Annotated in this window: 14 protein-coding genes; 8 read left to right on the top strand and 6 right to left on the bottom strand. The window is 37.4% G+C overall.

Annotation, left to right across the window (positions count from 1 at the left end; all coding sequences use genetic code 11):
- Positions 1 to 25: 25 nt before the first annotated feature.
- The 4 genes from DSM02_RS19035 to DSM02_RS19020 form a co-directional block, all read right to left on the bottom strand.
- Positions 26 to 328 (bottom strand): hypothetical protein, encoded by a 303-nt coding sequence (locus DSM02_RS19035; RefSeq protein WP_128767075.1) that lies wholly within the window; start codon positions 326 to 328, stop codon positions 26 to 28.
- Positions 329 to 331: 3 nt separating this feature from the next.
- Complete coding sequence (locus DSM02_RS19030; RefSeq protein ID WP_128767074.1) at positions 332 to 2365, bottom strand: M3 family metallopeptidase; 2034 nt, start codon at positions 2363 to 2365, stop codon at positions 332 to 334.
- Positions 2366 to 2573: 208 nt separating this feature from the next.
- Positions 2574 to 3053 (bottom strand): 5-(carboxyamino)imidazole ribonucleotide mutase, encoded by a 480-nt coding sequence (purE, locus tag DSM02_RS19025; protein ID WP_128767073.1) that lies wholly within the window; start codon positions 3051 to 3053, stop codon positions 2574 to 2576.
- A 6-nt stretch (positions 3054 to 3059) separates the two neighbouring features.
- Positions 3060 to 4217: a 5-(carboxyamino)imidazole ribonucleotide synthase gene (locus tag DSM02_RS19020; protein WP_128767072.1), complete on the bottom strand. Its 1158-nt coding sequence runs from the start codon at positions 4215 to 4217 to the stop codon at positions 3060 to 3062.
- 242 nt (positions 4218 to 4459) lie between these two features.
- On the opposite strand from DSM02_RS19020, the gene DSM02_RS19015 reads away from it, so the two are divergent.
- The 5 genes from DSM02_RS19015 to DSM02_RS18995 all read left to right on the top strand — a co-directional run bounded on the left by DSM02_RS19015 (position 4460) and on the right by DSM02_RS18995 (position 9718).
- On the top strand, positions 4460 to 5566 hold the full coding sequence (locus DSM02_RS19015) for an adenylate kinase (protein ID WP_128767071.1): 1107 nt from the start codon (positions 4460 to 4462) through the stop codon (positions 5564 to 5566).
- Positions 5567 to 5651: 85 nt separating this feature from the next.
- Positions 5652 to 6665, top strand: coding sequence for a GTPase ObgE (gene obgE, locus DSM02_RS19010; protein WP_128767070.1), 1014 nt, complete (start codon positions 5652 to 5654; stop codon positions 6663 to 6665).
- A gap of 68 nt (positions 6666 to 6733) precedes the next feature.
- On the top strand, positions 6734 to 7258 hold the full coding sequence (locus DSM02_RS19005) for a DUF4136 domain-containing protein (RefSeq protein ID WP_240674111.1): 525 nt from the start codon (positions 6734 to 6736) through the stop codon (positions 7256 to 7258).
- A 70-nt stretch (positions 7259 to 7328) separates the two neighbouring features.
- Positions 7329 to 8288 carry a tetratricopeptide repeat protein gene (locus tag DSM02_RS19000; RefSeq protein WP_128767069.1) on the top strand — a complete coding sequence of 320 codons (960 nt, stop codon included), beginning with the start codon at positions 7329 to 7331 and terminating at the stop codon, positions 8286 to 8288.
- A 77-nt stretch (positions 8289 to 8365) separates the two neighbouring features.
- Entirely contained in the window at positions 8366 to 9718 is a 1353-nt protein-coding gene (locus DSM02_RS18995) for a UDP-N-acetylmuramate--L-alanine ligase (protein ID WP_128767068.1), read from the top strand.
- Here the strand turns inward: DSM02_RS18995 and DSM02_RS18990 are convergent.
- Entirely contained in the window at positions 9715 to 10341 is a 627-nt protein-coding gene (locus DSM02_RS18990) for an FMN-binding negative transcriptional regulator (protein ID WP_128767067.1), read from the bottom strand. The two genes, DSM02_RS18995 and DSM02_RS18990, sit on opposite strands and share 4 nt — an antisense overlap.
- Complete coding sequence (locus DSM02_RS18985) at positions 10338 to 10781, bottom strand: DUF1569 domain-containing protein (protein WP_128767066.1); 444 nt, start codon at positions 10779 to 10781, stop codon at positions 10338 to 10340. The genes DSM02_RS18990 and DSM02_RS18985 overlap by 4 nt, the downstream gene beginning before the upstream one ends.
- 135 nt (positions 10782 to 10916) lie before the next feature.
- Between DSM02_RS18985 and radC the strand changes: the two genes are divergently transcribed.
- From radC to DSM02_RS18970, 3 genes are all read left to right on the top strand, one after another.
- On the top strand, positions 10917 to 11615 hold the full coding sequence (gene radC, locus DSM02_RS18980; protein WP_128767065.1) for a RadC family protein: 699 nt from the start codon (positions 10917 to 10919) through the stop codon (positions 11613 to 11615).
- Positions 11616 to 11745: 130 nt separating this feature from the next.
- On the top strand, positions 11746 to 13050 hold the full coding sequence (locus DSM02_RS18975; RefSeq protein WP_128767064.1) for a polysaccharide deacetylase family protein: 1305 nt from the start codon (positions 11746 to 11748) through the stop codon (positions 13048 to 13050).
- Positions 13043 to 13735, top strand: a complete 693-nt coding sequence (locus DSM02_RS18970; protein ID WP_128767063.1) for a YjjG family noncanonical pyrimidine nucleotidase — start codon at positions 13043 to 13045, stop codon at positions 13733 to 13735. The genes DSM02_RS18975 and DSM02_RS18970 overlap by 8 nt, the downstream gene beginning before the upstream one ends.
- Positions 13736 to 13761: the final 26 nt, after the last annotated feature.

Below are 13761 nucleotides of genomic sequence, written 5' to 3'. Positions count from 1 at the left end.
AAGTATAACTTCTAGAAGGCTTATTTTATTTGTTTTCAAATTGCAAAAGCGGAGTTATGAGTAAGGAGCCCAATAAAAATATAATAGCTGCTATGCCAATCCCTATTAATACATTCTCTACGCTTGGATTTTTAGAACCAAAATATAGAAAAGACATTAATATTGATGTTCCAACAATTAAACCGCCATATAATCTGTTTTTCGCACTGTGAACTATTAACGAACCACAGCTTTTACATTCAATATTGGAGTAGCCTTTGTAACTCAGAAAGCTTTTGTAAATACTTATTGAGTTTAAATTGCTATTACAATTAAGACGCTGTGCCATTCATTAGGATTTAATCAACCCTGCTCTTTTTAATAGTGCTTCAGGATTGGGTTCTTTTCCGCGGAAGCGCTTATACAACACCATAGGATCTTCGGTGCCTCCTTGAGAAAGGATATGATTTTTGAACTTATCTGCAACTTCTTTATTAAAAATACCATTTTCTTTAAAATATGCAAAAGCGTCTGCATCCAGAACTTCAGCCCATTTATAAGAATAATAGCCACTTGAGTACCCTCCTTGAAAAATGTGAGAAAATGCTACACTCATGCAGTTTTCGGCTACATCAGGATATAATTTTGTTCCCTCAAAAGCTGCTGTTTCGTGAGCTTTTACATTTTTAATTCCGCTAGGATCTGTTGCATGCCAGGACATATCTAGTATACCAAAACTCAATTGACGCAAGGTTTGCATTCCTTCTTGAAAGTTTGCAGCCTTTTTAATTTTATCGATCAATACCATCGGGATGGTTTCTCCGGTTTCGTAATGCTTTGCGAAAAGCGCCAGAGCTTCAGGCTCATAACACCAGTTCTCTAAAACCTGACTCGGTAACTCTACAAAATCCCAAAATACAGAAGGACCGGACAAACTAGGATATGTAGTGTTTGCAAGCATCCCGTGTAAGCCGTGACCAAACTCGTGAAATAAAGTGGTAACCTCATTAAACGTTAGTAAAGAAGGCTTAGAAGGGGTAGGCTTGGTGAAGTTACACACATTAGAAACGTGTGGTCTTTCATTAACGCCGTCTTTTATGAATTGCCCTTTAAATTGGGTCATCCAGGCTCCGCCACGTTTGCCGGCGCGCGGATGAAAATCAGCATAAAAAAGAGCTTCAAAATTATCTTTATCATCAAATACCTGATAGGTTTTTACATCCTTATGATATTTTGGGATATCAAAAACCTCCAAGAAACGTAGTCCGTATAATTTTTTAGCAACATTAAATACACCGTCTATGACATTCTCAAGTTTGAAATAGGGTTTCAGCAATTCATCATCCAATTCAAAAAGCTGTTGTTTTAACTTTTCAGAATAAAAAGCGCTATCCCATTTTTGTAATTGCTCTATCCCGTCTCGTTCTTTAGCAAAGTTTTCCAGCTGTTTAAATTCCAGCTCTGCTGCAGGTTTTGCTTTTTCAAGTAGATCTTCTAAAAATCGCTCAACATTCTCGGGAGCTTTAGCCATACGCTCCTCAAGTACAAAGTGGGCGTGAGTTTTATAGCCCAGTAAATTTGCACGTTCGTGACGCAGGTTTACGATAGTTAAAACGTTGTCCTGATTATCCAACTCGTCATTATGAAAACCTTTTGCGCCAAAAGCAATCGCCATTTTTTTTCGTAGTTCACGATTTTCGGCATACTTCATAAAAGGAATATAGCTGGGGTATTCTAGTGTGAAGATCCAACCTTCTTTTTCCTTTTCTTCAGCAGTCTGTGAAGCACTCTCTATAGTGCTTTCCGGCAAACCGGCAAGATCAGCTTCATCAGTAATGTGGAGCTCAAATTTGTTCGTTTCGGCTAAAATATTCTCACCAAAAGTCAACGCGAGTTTAGAAAGTTGAGTGTCTATTTCACGTAAGCGTGCTTTTTTATCTTCAGGAAGATTTGCTCCATTTCGAGAAAAACCTTTGTACTTCTTTTCAAGAAGAACCTGTTGCTCTCTACTGAGTTCTAGAGAATCCTTAGTATCAAAAACGTGTTTTACACGTTTGAATAGGGTTTCGTTTAGTGTAATGTCGTTAGAAAACTCTGATAATAGCGGAGATACTTCTTGAGCTGTTTTTTGAATAGTCTCATTCGTCTCTGCACTGTTTATGTTAAAAAAAGCGCTGGTAATACGATCTAACTTATAGCCCGCATAATCTAAAGCAGCTATCGTATTTTCAAAAGTTGGAGGTTCACTAGAATTTGCAATTAGGTCGATTTCCTTACGAGCTTCTAGTATAGCTTGTTCAATAGCCGGTTTATAGTCAGTATCTTGAATTGCATCAAAAGGTGCGATATCAAAATTTTTAAGCAATATATTTTCTGAATCTTTCAATTTCGTATAGTGTTTTTTAAAGAATAAGCATTTAAGCTAGAGTTGTGATGTCTTTGTCGAGTATTATACTTAATTTCGTTTAAATTTAATACACGAAAAAACTGGAATAGATTTGTAGATGGGTTTGATTAATAATATTTAGAATGGTTAATAAATACTTTAATTTACCTTGACATTTCTATACTGAGCCGCTTTTAGCGGCTCTTTTTTATTTCTTAATCGAAGCCGCGCCTTGTATAACCTTATCTTTTAAGCCGGTTTTATACTGAATCACTTTCTCACGAACGACAGCATCTGAAGCTCCAAGAATCTGAGCAGCAAGAATACCCGCATTTTGTGCTCCGTCTAATGCAACGGTTGCTACAGGAACGCCGCCTGGCATTTGTAATATTGAAAGTACAGAATCCCAGCCATCAATAGAATTACGAGATTTTACAGGAACGCCAATTACCGGTAACGGTGATAATGAAGCAATCATTCCCGGAAGATGCGCTGCCCCACCGGCACCTGCAATAATTACCTGTATGCCGCGTTCGTGCGCATTTTTGCCATAATCAAAAAGTTTATCTGGTGTACGGTGAGCAGACACGATGTCTATCTCAGTAGCGATACCAAAATTTTCAAGAATATCTATTGCAGCTTGCATCACCGGCATATCACTGGTGCTTCCCATTATGATTCCTACCATTGTTTTTTATTTTGTAATTACTCGTATTGTTTTTTTAACTTCTTCAGCGATTTTACGTGCTTCACTTAAGTCACTGTTCACTATGGTCACGTGCCCCATTTTTCTAAAGGGTCTGGTCTCGCGCTTTCCGTATATATGTGGAGTAACGCCTTTAAGCGCCAAAATATTTTCGATTTTCTCATAGAAGACGTCTCCTGTAAAGCCTTCTTCACCTACAAGATTAACCATTACAGCACCAATTTTACTTTCGGTTTCTCCTAGCGGAAGGTCTAAGATCGCACGTAAATGTTGCTCAAATTGATTGGTATAACTTCCTTCTATGCTGTAGTGACCACTGTTGTGAGGTCTTGGAGCCACTTCGTTAACCAGAATCTGATCGTCTTCGGTCTGAAACAGCTCAACAGCTAGCAAACCTACATGTTCAAAAGCTTCAGAAACCTGAGTGGCAACTTCTCGTGCTTTTGCGGCAACTTTATCGTCTACTCGGGCCGGGCAAATCACATATTCAACCTGATTGGCTTCGGGATGAAATTCCATTTCTACAACCGGATAACTTTTTACTTCGCCTTTGGGATTACGAACAACAATAACAGCCAGTTCATTTTTAAACGGGATCATATCTTCTGCAATACAAGGTGTATCCACAAGTTTTTCAAGATCCGCTTGTGAGCGCACAACTTGAACTCCTTTACCGTCATAACCCCCTCGACAGCTTTTCCATACAAAAGGAAAACTCGTTTGATTTGCAGTAATAGCAAGCTTCAAGTCTTCTAGTTTTGCAAAGTGTTTGTAAGGGGCCGTAGGTGTATTTTTTTCAGTATAAAAATCTTTTTGAATTCCTTTATCCTGAATCTTGCGCAAAGTTTGTGGACTGGGGTAAACCTTGATTCCGTCTGCTTCCAGTTTTTCAAGCGCATCTACGTTTACAGCTTCGATCTCAAAAGTTACCACATCTGCTTGTTTTCCAAAATTGTAAACTGTATCAAAGTCCATCAAATCTCCCTGCTCAAAATAATTTGCAGCAAGTCGAGAAGGAGCTTCAGGATTGGGATCTAAAACGAGAGTTTGAATATCAAATTTGCGTGTTTCGTAAAGGAGCATTTTGCCCAGTTGACCACCGCCTAGAATGGCAAGTTTAAAATCTGAAGAAAAATAAGATGTCATTAAAATAGTGTCTTTTTTACTCGATACTCGAGATTTAAATAATCAGGGGTTAATCGTCTAGAATTTATCTTACAAAAGTAACTTTTTACATACAGATTGCCGAAGCGCTTACCGAAATACTTCGATTTAAACCCAGTAGATTTTTATTTTGAGCTTCCTTGTGTAATTGAAAGAGGCTCACAATGATATTCATTAACAATATGTATCTTTGCGGCTTAGTTTAAACGACTACCACACCAATCATGATTACATTAAACGGACTCCAGTTTCAAGAGTATATTTCTGAAAAAGAAGTACTCCATTCAATAGATGAGGTTGCGTTAGCCATCAACAGAGACTTTAAAGATAAGCGACCTGTTTTTTTGGTAGTACTCAACGGGGCTTACAAATTTGCAACAGAACTTCTAAGCCGTTTTGAAGGGGATTGTGAGATAGAATTCATCAAGATGAGTTCTTACGATGGTACGGCAAGTACAGGGCATGTGCAAACACATATTCCGCTTGAAGCAGATCTTGAAGAGCGTGAGGTTATTGTTATTGAAGATATTGTAGATAGCGGCAATACCATTGAGAAAATCACGCAAATGATGGTAAGTGCCGGAGTTAACAAATACCGCATTGCGAGTTTGTTTTTTAAACCCGGTTCGTATACAAAAGAATACAAAATACATTACGTAGGCCTTGAAATTCCTAATGATTTTATCGTAGGTTATGGCTTAGATTATAACGGCTTGGGGCGTAACCTCAATGCGATTTATAAACTTAAAACCACAAAAATGACAAATCTGGTATTGTTCGGCCCTCCGGGAGCAGGTAAGGGTACACAAGCCTCTTTTTTAAAAGAAAAATACAATCTAATTCATATTTCTACGGGAGATGTTTTTAGATACAATATTAAAAATACTACCGAATTGGGTACTCTGGCAAAATCATATATTGATAAAGGTCAGTTGGTGCCAGATACGGTTACCATTGATATGCTTAGTGCTGAAGTAGATAAAGCACCAGATGCTAACGGATTTATTTTTGACGGGTTCCCAAGAACTACTGCACAGGCTGAAGCTTTAGATGTGCTTTTAGAAGAGAAAGGAACTCAGGTCGCAGCAATGATTGCCCTAGAAGTAGATGATGAGATTTTAGTAAAGCGTTTGTTAGAGCGCGGAAAAACTTCTGGTAGAAAAGATGATGCAGACGAGGCTGTGATACGCAATCGTATCAAGGTTTATTATGAGGAGACCGCTATTTTAAAAGGCTATTACCAGAAACAAGATAAATATTACGGAGTGGACGGTGTAGGTGAAATCAATGAGATCACTGCACGTTTAAGCTCAGTTATAGATAAGCTTTAAAGGCTAAATAACATAAAGTTGATTATAAACCGCTTTTGTCAAGAGCGGTTTATTTTTGTATTTTGAATTAAACAATAAACAGAAAATGACCGAAGGAAATTTTGTTGATTACGTAAAAATGCATGTGTCTTCAGGAAAAGGAGGTTCAGGTTCTGCCCATTTGAGACGCGAGAAATTCGTCACAAAAGGTGGGCCTGATGGTGGAGATGGTGGTCGAGGAGGACATATTATTGCACGTGCAAACCCTAATTTGTGGACGTTGTTACACCTTAAGTTTAAAAGACACATCAAAGCTGGCCACGGAGGGAATGGTAGTAAACAAACAAGTACCGGTGCAGATGGTGAAGATATGTATGTAGATGTGCCACTGGGAACCGTAATACGTGATACTGAAACTCAGGAAATACTTAAAGAGATCACCGAAGAAGGGCAAGAGTATATCATTGCAGAAGGTGGTATGGGAGGCTTAGGAAATTCACATTTTAAGACTTCTACAAATCAAACGCCTCGCTATGCACAACCCGGTATAGGAGGTAAAGAGGTTGATGTGACGTTAGAGCTTAAGGTTCTTGCAGATGTAGGATTAGTAGGTTTTCCTAATGCAGGGAAGTCGACTTTACTTTCTGTAATCACAGCAGCAAAACCTAAGATTGCGAATTACGAGTTTACAACGCTAAAACCTAATTTAGGAATCGTTCAGTACAGAGATTTTCAAACCTTTGTAATTGCAGATATTCCCGGGATTATTGAAGGTGCTGCTGAAGGTAAAGGACTTGGTTACCGTTTCCTTAGGCATATAGAGCGCAATTCAACCTTGCTATTTATGATTCCTGCAGATGCACCTGACGTGTCTGAACAGTATCAGATTTTATTGCGCGAACTCGAGAAATATAATCCGGAATTATTAGATAAAGACAAACTAATAGCTATCACAAAATGCGATATGCTTGATGACGAGTTAAAAGCAGAGCTTAAAACCGAACTAGACAAGAATTTACCCGTTGAGTATTTGTTTATTTCGTCTGTGGCTCAGCAAGGTCTTACGCAATTAAAAGATCGCTTGTGGGCGATGCTTAATCGTCCTGCAGTACAAGAATAACTTTCCTTATTTTAGGATTTTATTGACTCTTAAGGTGCTTCATTTTATCTATTTTTAAAAGAAAAGATATGATGAAGCATTTTTTATTTTTAGTCCTTACAGCTACACTTTTCTCTTGCGGAAGTACCAAAGTGGCTTATGACTATGATGAGCAGATAGATTTCACAACCTACAAGACTTATAACTACATAGGCGAAATGCAAACTGGTATGAGCCAGCTTGACGATAATCGCCTTATGGATGCAACTGATCTTGTGATGCAAGCAAATGGATTTTCAAAATCTGAAACTCCAGATTTACTCATCAATATTGTAGTAGAACAGTATGACGCTGCACCTCAAAATTCAGTGGGAATAGGAGTTGGAGGAGGTAGTTATGGAGGCGGAGTAAGTGTAGGTGCCGGTATTCCGCTAGGCGGAAGAAAAGACTATCAGACCATCACGTTTGATTTGGTTGATGCACGTAAGGATATGTTAGTCTGGCAGGCTGTTAGCGATAGTAATGTTGCCGTAAATACGAATCCTCAGGATCGGGTAGCGTATTTTACTAAAATCGTTCAAAAAGTATTCTCAGAATTTCCACCTGAGAAATAATAGTTCAGTTTCAAGATTCATTTATTATAGTGGTCTGCTTTTTGTTTAGATTTGACTCAAACAACCAGATATGCATTTAAGAATTCTTTTTTTTCTACTTTTTTCAGCAACAGTATTTGCTCAAAAAACAGATTTTCAAAAAGCTGAAGGATATTTTAAAGCTGAAAATTTTGATAAGGCTAAGCCTATATTTTTAGCTTACTTAAAACAACATCCTAATGATGCTAAAACGCGTGAATATCTGGGTGATATAGCTTCTTACAGAGAGAATTGGGACGATGCTATAACATATTATGAGGAGCTTTTAGAAGAGAATCCTTCTAGTGCTAATTTTAATTTCAAATATGGGGGAGCTTTGGGTATGAAAGCTTTAAATATTAGCAAATTGCGTGCGCTTACTTATATAGACGATATCAAAAAACATTTTACCCGTGCTGCAGAATTAGATCCTAGACATATAGAAACACGCTGGGCGCTTGTAGAATTATACCTTCAGCTTCCGGGAATCATCGGTGGGAGCGAGAAAAAAGCTGAAGCTTATGCGATGGAACTTCAAAATATATCTCCGGTAGATGGTTATATCGCAAGAGGCTATGTAGCCGAATATAAGAAGGACATGAAAAATGCAGAAGCACTTTATAAAAAGGCTATTGAAGTGGGAGGGTCTCCCACCACTTATGAAAAGCTAATTAATCTGTATGAGAAAAAGAATGAACCTAAAAAAGCTTTAGATACAGCAGCTTCTAGTCTAAAACTTCACAAGCGTAACCAGATCAATTATCAGATAGGTAAAATTGCTGCAGAATTTAATATCGAGCCCGATTTAGGATTGGCAAGTCTTAAGCATTATATCGAAAACCATTCTGTAAAAGACGGGGTGCCGGTTAGTTGGGCACATTATCGTATGGCTCAAATCTATAAAAATAGAGGCGATAAGACTCGCGCAATTCACTACATCAATCTGGCTCTTACCGATAAGCCTGATTTTGAGCAAGCTTTAGAGGAAAAAGAACGTATTTCTAAATTATAGAATACTTATATTTCGGTCGCTTTTGATGCCGTTGATTTCTTAACTTGCGTTTTCTATTTTAACAGCAATTACAGACTATGCGTGTACATTTTATAGCAATTGGCGGTAGCGCTATGCACAATCTGGCTTTAGCATTACATCACAAAGGATATCAGGTAAGTGGAAGTGATGACGCCATTTTTGAACCTTCTAAATCTCGTCTAGCAAACTATGATTTGTTGCCGAAAGAATTAGGTTGGTTTCCTGATAAAATTGAAAAGAATTTGGATGCTGTTATTCTAGGAATGCACGCAAAGCCTGACAATTCAGAATTGCTGAAAGCCCAAGAACTCGGACTCAAAATCTACAGTTATCCGGAGTTTTTATACGAGCAGTCTAAAGAAAAAACCCGAGTTGTAATTGGCGGTTCTCACGGTAAGACCACAATTACATCGATGATTTTGCACGTGTTGCATTACCACGATCGCGAAGTTGATTTTATGATTGGTGCCCAGTTACCGGGTTTTGAGACAATGGTTCATTTAACTGAAGAGAATGATTTTATATTACTTGAAGGTGATGAGTATCTCTCTTCACCAATAGACCGCAGGCCCAAATTCCATTTATATAAACCTAACATTGCTTTGATAAGTGGCATTGCCTGGGATCATGTGAATGTGTTTCCAACTTACGAGAATTATGTTGAGCAGTTTGAGATCTTTGCAGACTCTATTTCGCGAGGCGGAATTTTAGTTTATAATGAAGAAGATGCTGAGGTCAAACGCATTGCTGAAGCTGCTACAGCTCCCACCAGAAAGCATCCTTACACCACACCAGAATATACGATTGAGAATGGAGAAACGCTGTTAGAAACTCCAGAGGGCCCCATGCCAATATCTGTTTTCGGAAAGCATAACCTGAGTAATCTTGCCGGCGCAAAATGGATTTGTCAGCATATGGGTGTTGATGAAGATGATTTCTACGAGGCAATCGCCAGTTTTGAAGGGGCGGCAAAACGTCTGGAAAAAATAGGGGAGACCGCTGATAATATTGCCTTCAAAGATTTTGCACACTCACCTAGTAAAGTAGAGGCAACTACCCAAGCAGTTAAGAATCAATTTCCAGATCGTAAACTTATTGCTTGCTTAGAATTACATACCTACAGTAGCCTTAACGCCGAATTTATAAAAGGATATAAAGGAGCTTTAGACGCTGCTGAAGAAGCGGTGGTTTTTTATTCACCGGAAGCAGTTGCGGTAAAAAAACTCGATGCGATCAGTAAAGAGCAAATAGCAGCAGCTTTTGAGCGTGAGGATCTTATTGTTTTTACAGATTCCGCTGATTTTAAAAATTATCTAAACGAGCAGGAATTCAAAAATTCTGTGTTGTTGCTTATGAGTAGTGGTAATTATGGTGGGTTAGATTTTGATAGTGTGCAAAATATGCTCTAGCCCTTTTTTATGTGGTTCGTATAGACCGAATCTAGATATATAGGAATGACGTCTGTATAATTTGTTGTAAGCGCTTGTTTAGCAGCGGTTTGATCTTTTTTATTTTTGTCTTGCGATAATTTAAATTTACCTTCCCAGGCTGTTATTTCTAGTTCAAAACCGGTAACATAATTTACAAAGGCTTCCATCCGTGGGTCTTCTTTTTCTAGAATATATTTTTGATCAGAGCCCTCAAGAAATTTGGTGAGTTCTATCATTTCCATTTTAAGTTCATCATTGCTTAAAATACGGTTTACTTTTCCTTCTAAATGTACTTTGATATAATTCCAGGTAGGTAGCTGTTTGGTGTTATAAATACTGGGTGAAATATAGGTGTCAGGGCCATTAAAAACAATTGTAGACGTAACTCCCTGTTTTAAATTTTTGAGTTGGGGATTGTTGTTATCTATATGTCCGCTGAGCATCCCGAACTTTTCATTTCTGGAATATCTTAATGGCAAATGTGTAATTATAGGTTTGTTTTCATAAACTGAAATCAACTGAGCCAGAGGAAATGTTTCAATCGTTTTGATAACGTTTTTAAACTGAGATTCCTGATGGTGTTGAGGTGGATATAAACTCATACTCCGAATTGTCTAAAGTGATGATCCAGATGTTTGTATTGCATTTTACCCCATTGCTCTGGAGTGAAGTTTCCAAAAACCGGATGCGGTGTCCAATCTTTTTTATTTTTCAGGCTGTAGAATGACTCGATAAGCGATTTTAAACGTTCTTTTTCAGTAGAAAAATCTTTAAATTCAGATACTTTAAATCTTTTTGGGGTTGGCATATTTTTTCGGAATGTACTATCATCATACATAGGCTTTTTGAAAAAAGAACGAATTAGGAAATTAGATTTGAGTCCAAAATCCTTATTATAAATAGCAATTTCCAAAGGTTTTTGACAATGATTGAGCATTTGCCCTACATTCATTTTTCCCCATTGGGCAGTACTTTCAGGAGAAAGATTAGCCAGTCGTTCTAGAATAGCGTTGTAAGTGTCTGATTCAAAAAGACTTTTCATGTTTTTTAAAAGTTTAAAGATGTGATTTAAAGGTACATTTTTTTAACTTTAGAATTCAATACGCTACTTTACAGCTGTTTAATTAAATACAATCATTAAGGTCTTTTGATGAGATCTTAAACCCAACTCATATTTATGGAGCATAAAACCGAACATTTTTCAATTAAAAATTGGTCTTTAGATGACCGACCCAGAGAAAAATTACTACAAAAAGGTAAAGACACTTTAACCGATGCAGAGCTCATTGCGATTTTGATAGGTTCAGGAAGTCGCAATGAAAGTGCGGTGAGTTTAAGTAAACGCATTTTAGCTTCCGCAGAACACAACTTGACGGCTTTAGGGAAGTTGAGTATATCTCAGTTAATGGAATTTAAAGGTGTAGGTGAAGCAAAAGCCATAACGATTGCTGCAGCGATGGAACTGGGTCGCAGACGTCGAGCAGAGAGAACCGAAGACGTTAAGAAAATCACTGGCAGTAATGCAGTGTATGAGCTTTTGAACCCAATACTGGGGGAACTCGGTCACGAAGAATTTTGGATTTTATATCTTAACAACTCTAATAAAGTGATGACGATGCACCAGCTTAGCAAAGGCGGAATGACCGGCACCTTAGTTGATGTGAGATTGGTATTGCGCAAAGCTCTTGAGACGGGTGCGGTATCTATAATTTTAGCACATAATCACCCTTCTGGTAGTTTACGTCCCAGTCAGGCTGATAAAGATATCACGGTAAAACTCAAAACCGCAGCAGCAAGTCTTGATATAAAAGTGCTAGACCATCTAATCATTACCGAAAATGCGTATTTTAGCTTTGCCGATGAAGGTTTGCTTTAAAATCTTCAGTGCTTGGAGTAAGAATAAAATCTTTGGGCTTTAAATCCTTAGAATCTTGCTTCAATCTAATTAACTGTAATTCTTTCGACTTTACTGGAAAATTGCAGAACTTGCCATTAAGAATTTGTAGATGCTCCTAATTTATACTCATAAAGTAACCCCGCGCTTACGTTATACGTTTAAGCATATTTGTACAAATATTTTAGGGATTCCTGTCAAGTTTACGACTGCGGTAGATGAGTTTATCGTGCATGACAGTCTTAAGCTTTCTTATACTAATAAGCCGCTTGGTAAAGAATTATATATAAAAAGTCAAGAGGTGCTCTTTGAGCAGGGAATAACAGATATGGAAGTCAAAGTGCAAGAGTGGCGTGATACAAAATGCTTCTTTGTTACTGGTACTAAGAGTTTCTTACCTTATGATATTTTTGCAGCAGCTTTTGTTCTTTTAAGTAGGTATGAGGAGTTTTTACCACACGTAAAAGACGAGCAAGGGAGGTTTCCTGCAGGAGAAAGTTTAGGGTTTCAGAACGAGTTTTTAACACAGCCTGTTATTGATATCTGGGCTTGTTATTTTAAAGAAGTTCTAGAGGAAAAATATCCTGATTATGATTTTGCGAAGCGGAAATTTTCTTTTCAGGCATTGGTTGATGTTGAGCAAGCTTATGAAATGTATGGCATAGGAATAATGCGCTGGTTAACCAGTTTTTTAAGTGACTTGGTACATTTTCAGTTTCAACGTATTTGGTTACGCTTTAGGGTAAATATTGGTCTGCGAAAAGATCCGTACGATACCTTTAGTTGGTTGATAAATGTTCAGAAAAATGCCAAATTTAAGTTTGTCTTCTTCTTTATGGTAGGTAACTATTCTACCTATACCAAGAACATCAGATACAATAAAAAAACTTTCAGAGAGCTCATAAAAATGGTGGGCGATTACAGTGAGATTGGCTTGTTACTTTCTAAAGAAGCTTTGTCTGGTAAAAAACAAATGAAGCTAGAAAAGAAACGAATCGAAGGTATTACTAATAAAGAACTCAATGCTGTACGTTGCAGTGCGCATATGGGGAGTTTGCCTATGCATTACCGTGAGATGATTCAGCAGGAAGCCAAGAATGATTATTCAATGGGTTACCCTGATGTTTTGGGTTTTAGAGCCGGTACTTGCACACCTTTTAACTTTTATGATCTTGATTATGAGAGTATAACTCCATTAGTTGTTCATCCTATTTGTGCACAAGCAAGTGCTTTTGAATCCCGAAGAGTAGATGTTAAAGAATTGAATCATGAACTAGATATTTTCTTTAAAATGAAAGAAGAAGTTGAGCGGGTAAAAGGTAATTTTGTGTTCAGTTTTAAAAATAAATCAGTCACTGGTAAAGGTCAGGATGAAGGCCAGTGGAAACAATTTTTTAGAGAATTAGTCAATGACTAAATTTAAAGGTATTAAGCACGTTTTTTTTGATCTGGATCATACCCTTTGGGATTTTGATCGCAATTCAGAATTGGCGTTTCAGGATATATTTAAGAAGAACAACATCAGTGTGAGTGTTGAAGATTTTTTGAAGGTTTACGTTCCTATTAATTTTGAATATTGGAAATATTATAGAGAAGCTCGCGTAACCAAAGAACAATTACGTTATGGGAGGTTAAAGAAGTCTTTTGATGCTTTACAGATAAATATTGATGATTTTCTGATAGATAGACTTTCTGTAGATTATATAGACTATCTGCCAAAACATAACCATCTTTTTGATGGTGCTATGGAGCTACTTGAAGAACTCAACGAGAAGTATCATTTGCATATTATAACCAATGGTTTTGAGGAGGTTCAAACCTTAAAGCTTCAGAATTCAAAAATAGGCCACTTCTTTAAGACGATGACTAGTAGCGAAGCTGCTGGTGTTAAGAAACCAGACTCTAAAATTTTTCACCATGCTTTAAATGCTGCAGCTGCAACTGTGACTGAAAGTATAATGGTGGGTGATACTTATGAGGCAGATATTGTAGGGGCACAAAATATTGGAATGCAGACAATCTGTTTTAATTATCACAAAGCAGATTTACACGTTGATGAAATTGCAGTAGATGATATCAAGTCTGTTCGCTTATTTTTGTAAATTGAGAACGATAACAAAACAAGATT

This window comes from Leeuwenhoekiella polynyae, assembly GCF_004104075.1.
GTDB lineage: Bacteria > Bacteroidota > Bacteroidia > Flavobacteriales > Flavobacteriaceae > Leeuwenhoekiella > Leeuwenhoekiella polynyae.
The sequence above is the reverse complement of the archived record's forward strand: the minus strand, read 5'-3'. Positions and strand labels throughout refer to the sequence as shown.

Excerpts from the sequence above, each read along its gene's own strand:
- radC (WP_128767065.1), top strand. The coding sequence starts at position 10,917 with ATGGAGCATAAAACCGAACATTTTTCAATTAAAAATTGGTCTTTAGAT.
- DSM02_RS19000 (WP_128767069.1), top strand. The coding sequence starts at position 7,329 with ATGCATTTAAGAATTCTTTTTTTTCTACTTTTTTCAGCAACAGTATTT.
- DSM02_RS19035 (WP_128767075.1), bottom strand. The coding sequence starts at position 328 with ATGGCACAGCGTCTTAATTGTAATAGCAATTTAAACTCAATAAGTATT.
- DSM02_RS18975 (WP_128767064.1), top strand. The coding sequence starts at position 11,746 with ATGCTCCTAATTTATACTCATAAAGTAACCCCGCGCTTACGTTATACG.
- DSM02_RS18970 (WP_128767063.1), top strand. The coding sequence starts at position 13,043 with ATGACTAAATTTAAAGGTATTAAGCACGTTTTTTTTGATCTGGATCAT.
- DSM02_RS18990 (WP_128767067.1), bottom strand. The coding sequence starts at position 10,341 with ATGAGTTTATATCCACCTCAACACCATCAGGAATCTCAGTTTAAAAAC.
- DSM02_RS18995 (WP_128767068.1), top strand. The coding sequence starts at position 8,366 with ATGCGTGTACATTTTATAGCAATTGGCGGTAGCGCTATGCACAATCTG.
- purE (WP_128767073.1), bottom strand. The coding sequence starts at position 3,053 with ATGGTAGGAATCATAATGGGAAGCACCAGTGATATGCCGGTGATGCAA.
- DSM02_RS19015 (WP_128767071.1), top strand. The coding sequence starts at position 4,460 with ATGATTACATTAAACGGACTCCAGTTTCAAGAGTATATTTCTGAAAAA.
- DSM02_RS19020 (WP_128767072.1), bottom strand. The coding sequence starts at position 4,217 with ATGACATCTTATTTTTCTTCAGATTTTAAACTTGCCATTCTAGGCGGT.
- DSM02_RS18985 (WP_128767066.1), bottom strand. The coding sequence starts at position 10,781 with ATGAAAAGTCTTTTTGAATCAGACACTTACAACGCTATTCTAGAACGA.
- DSM02_RS19005 (WP_240674111.1), top strand. The coding sequence starts at position 6,734 with ATGATGAAGCATTTTTTATTTTTAGTCCTTACAGCTACACTTTTCTCT.
- obgE (WP_128767070.1), top strand. The coding sequence starts at position 5,652 with ATGACCGAAGGAAATTTTGTTGATTACGTAAAAATGCATGTGTCTTCA.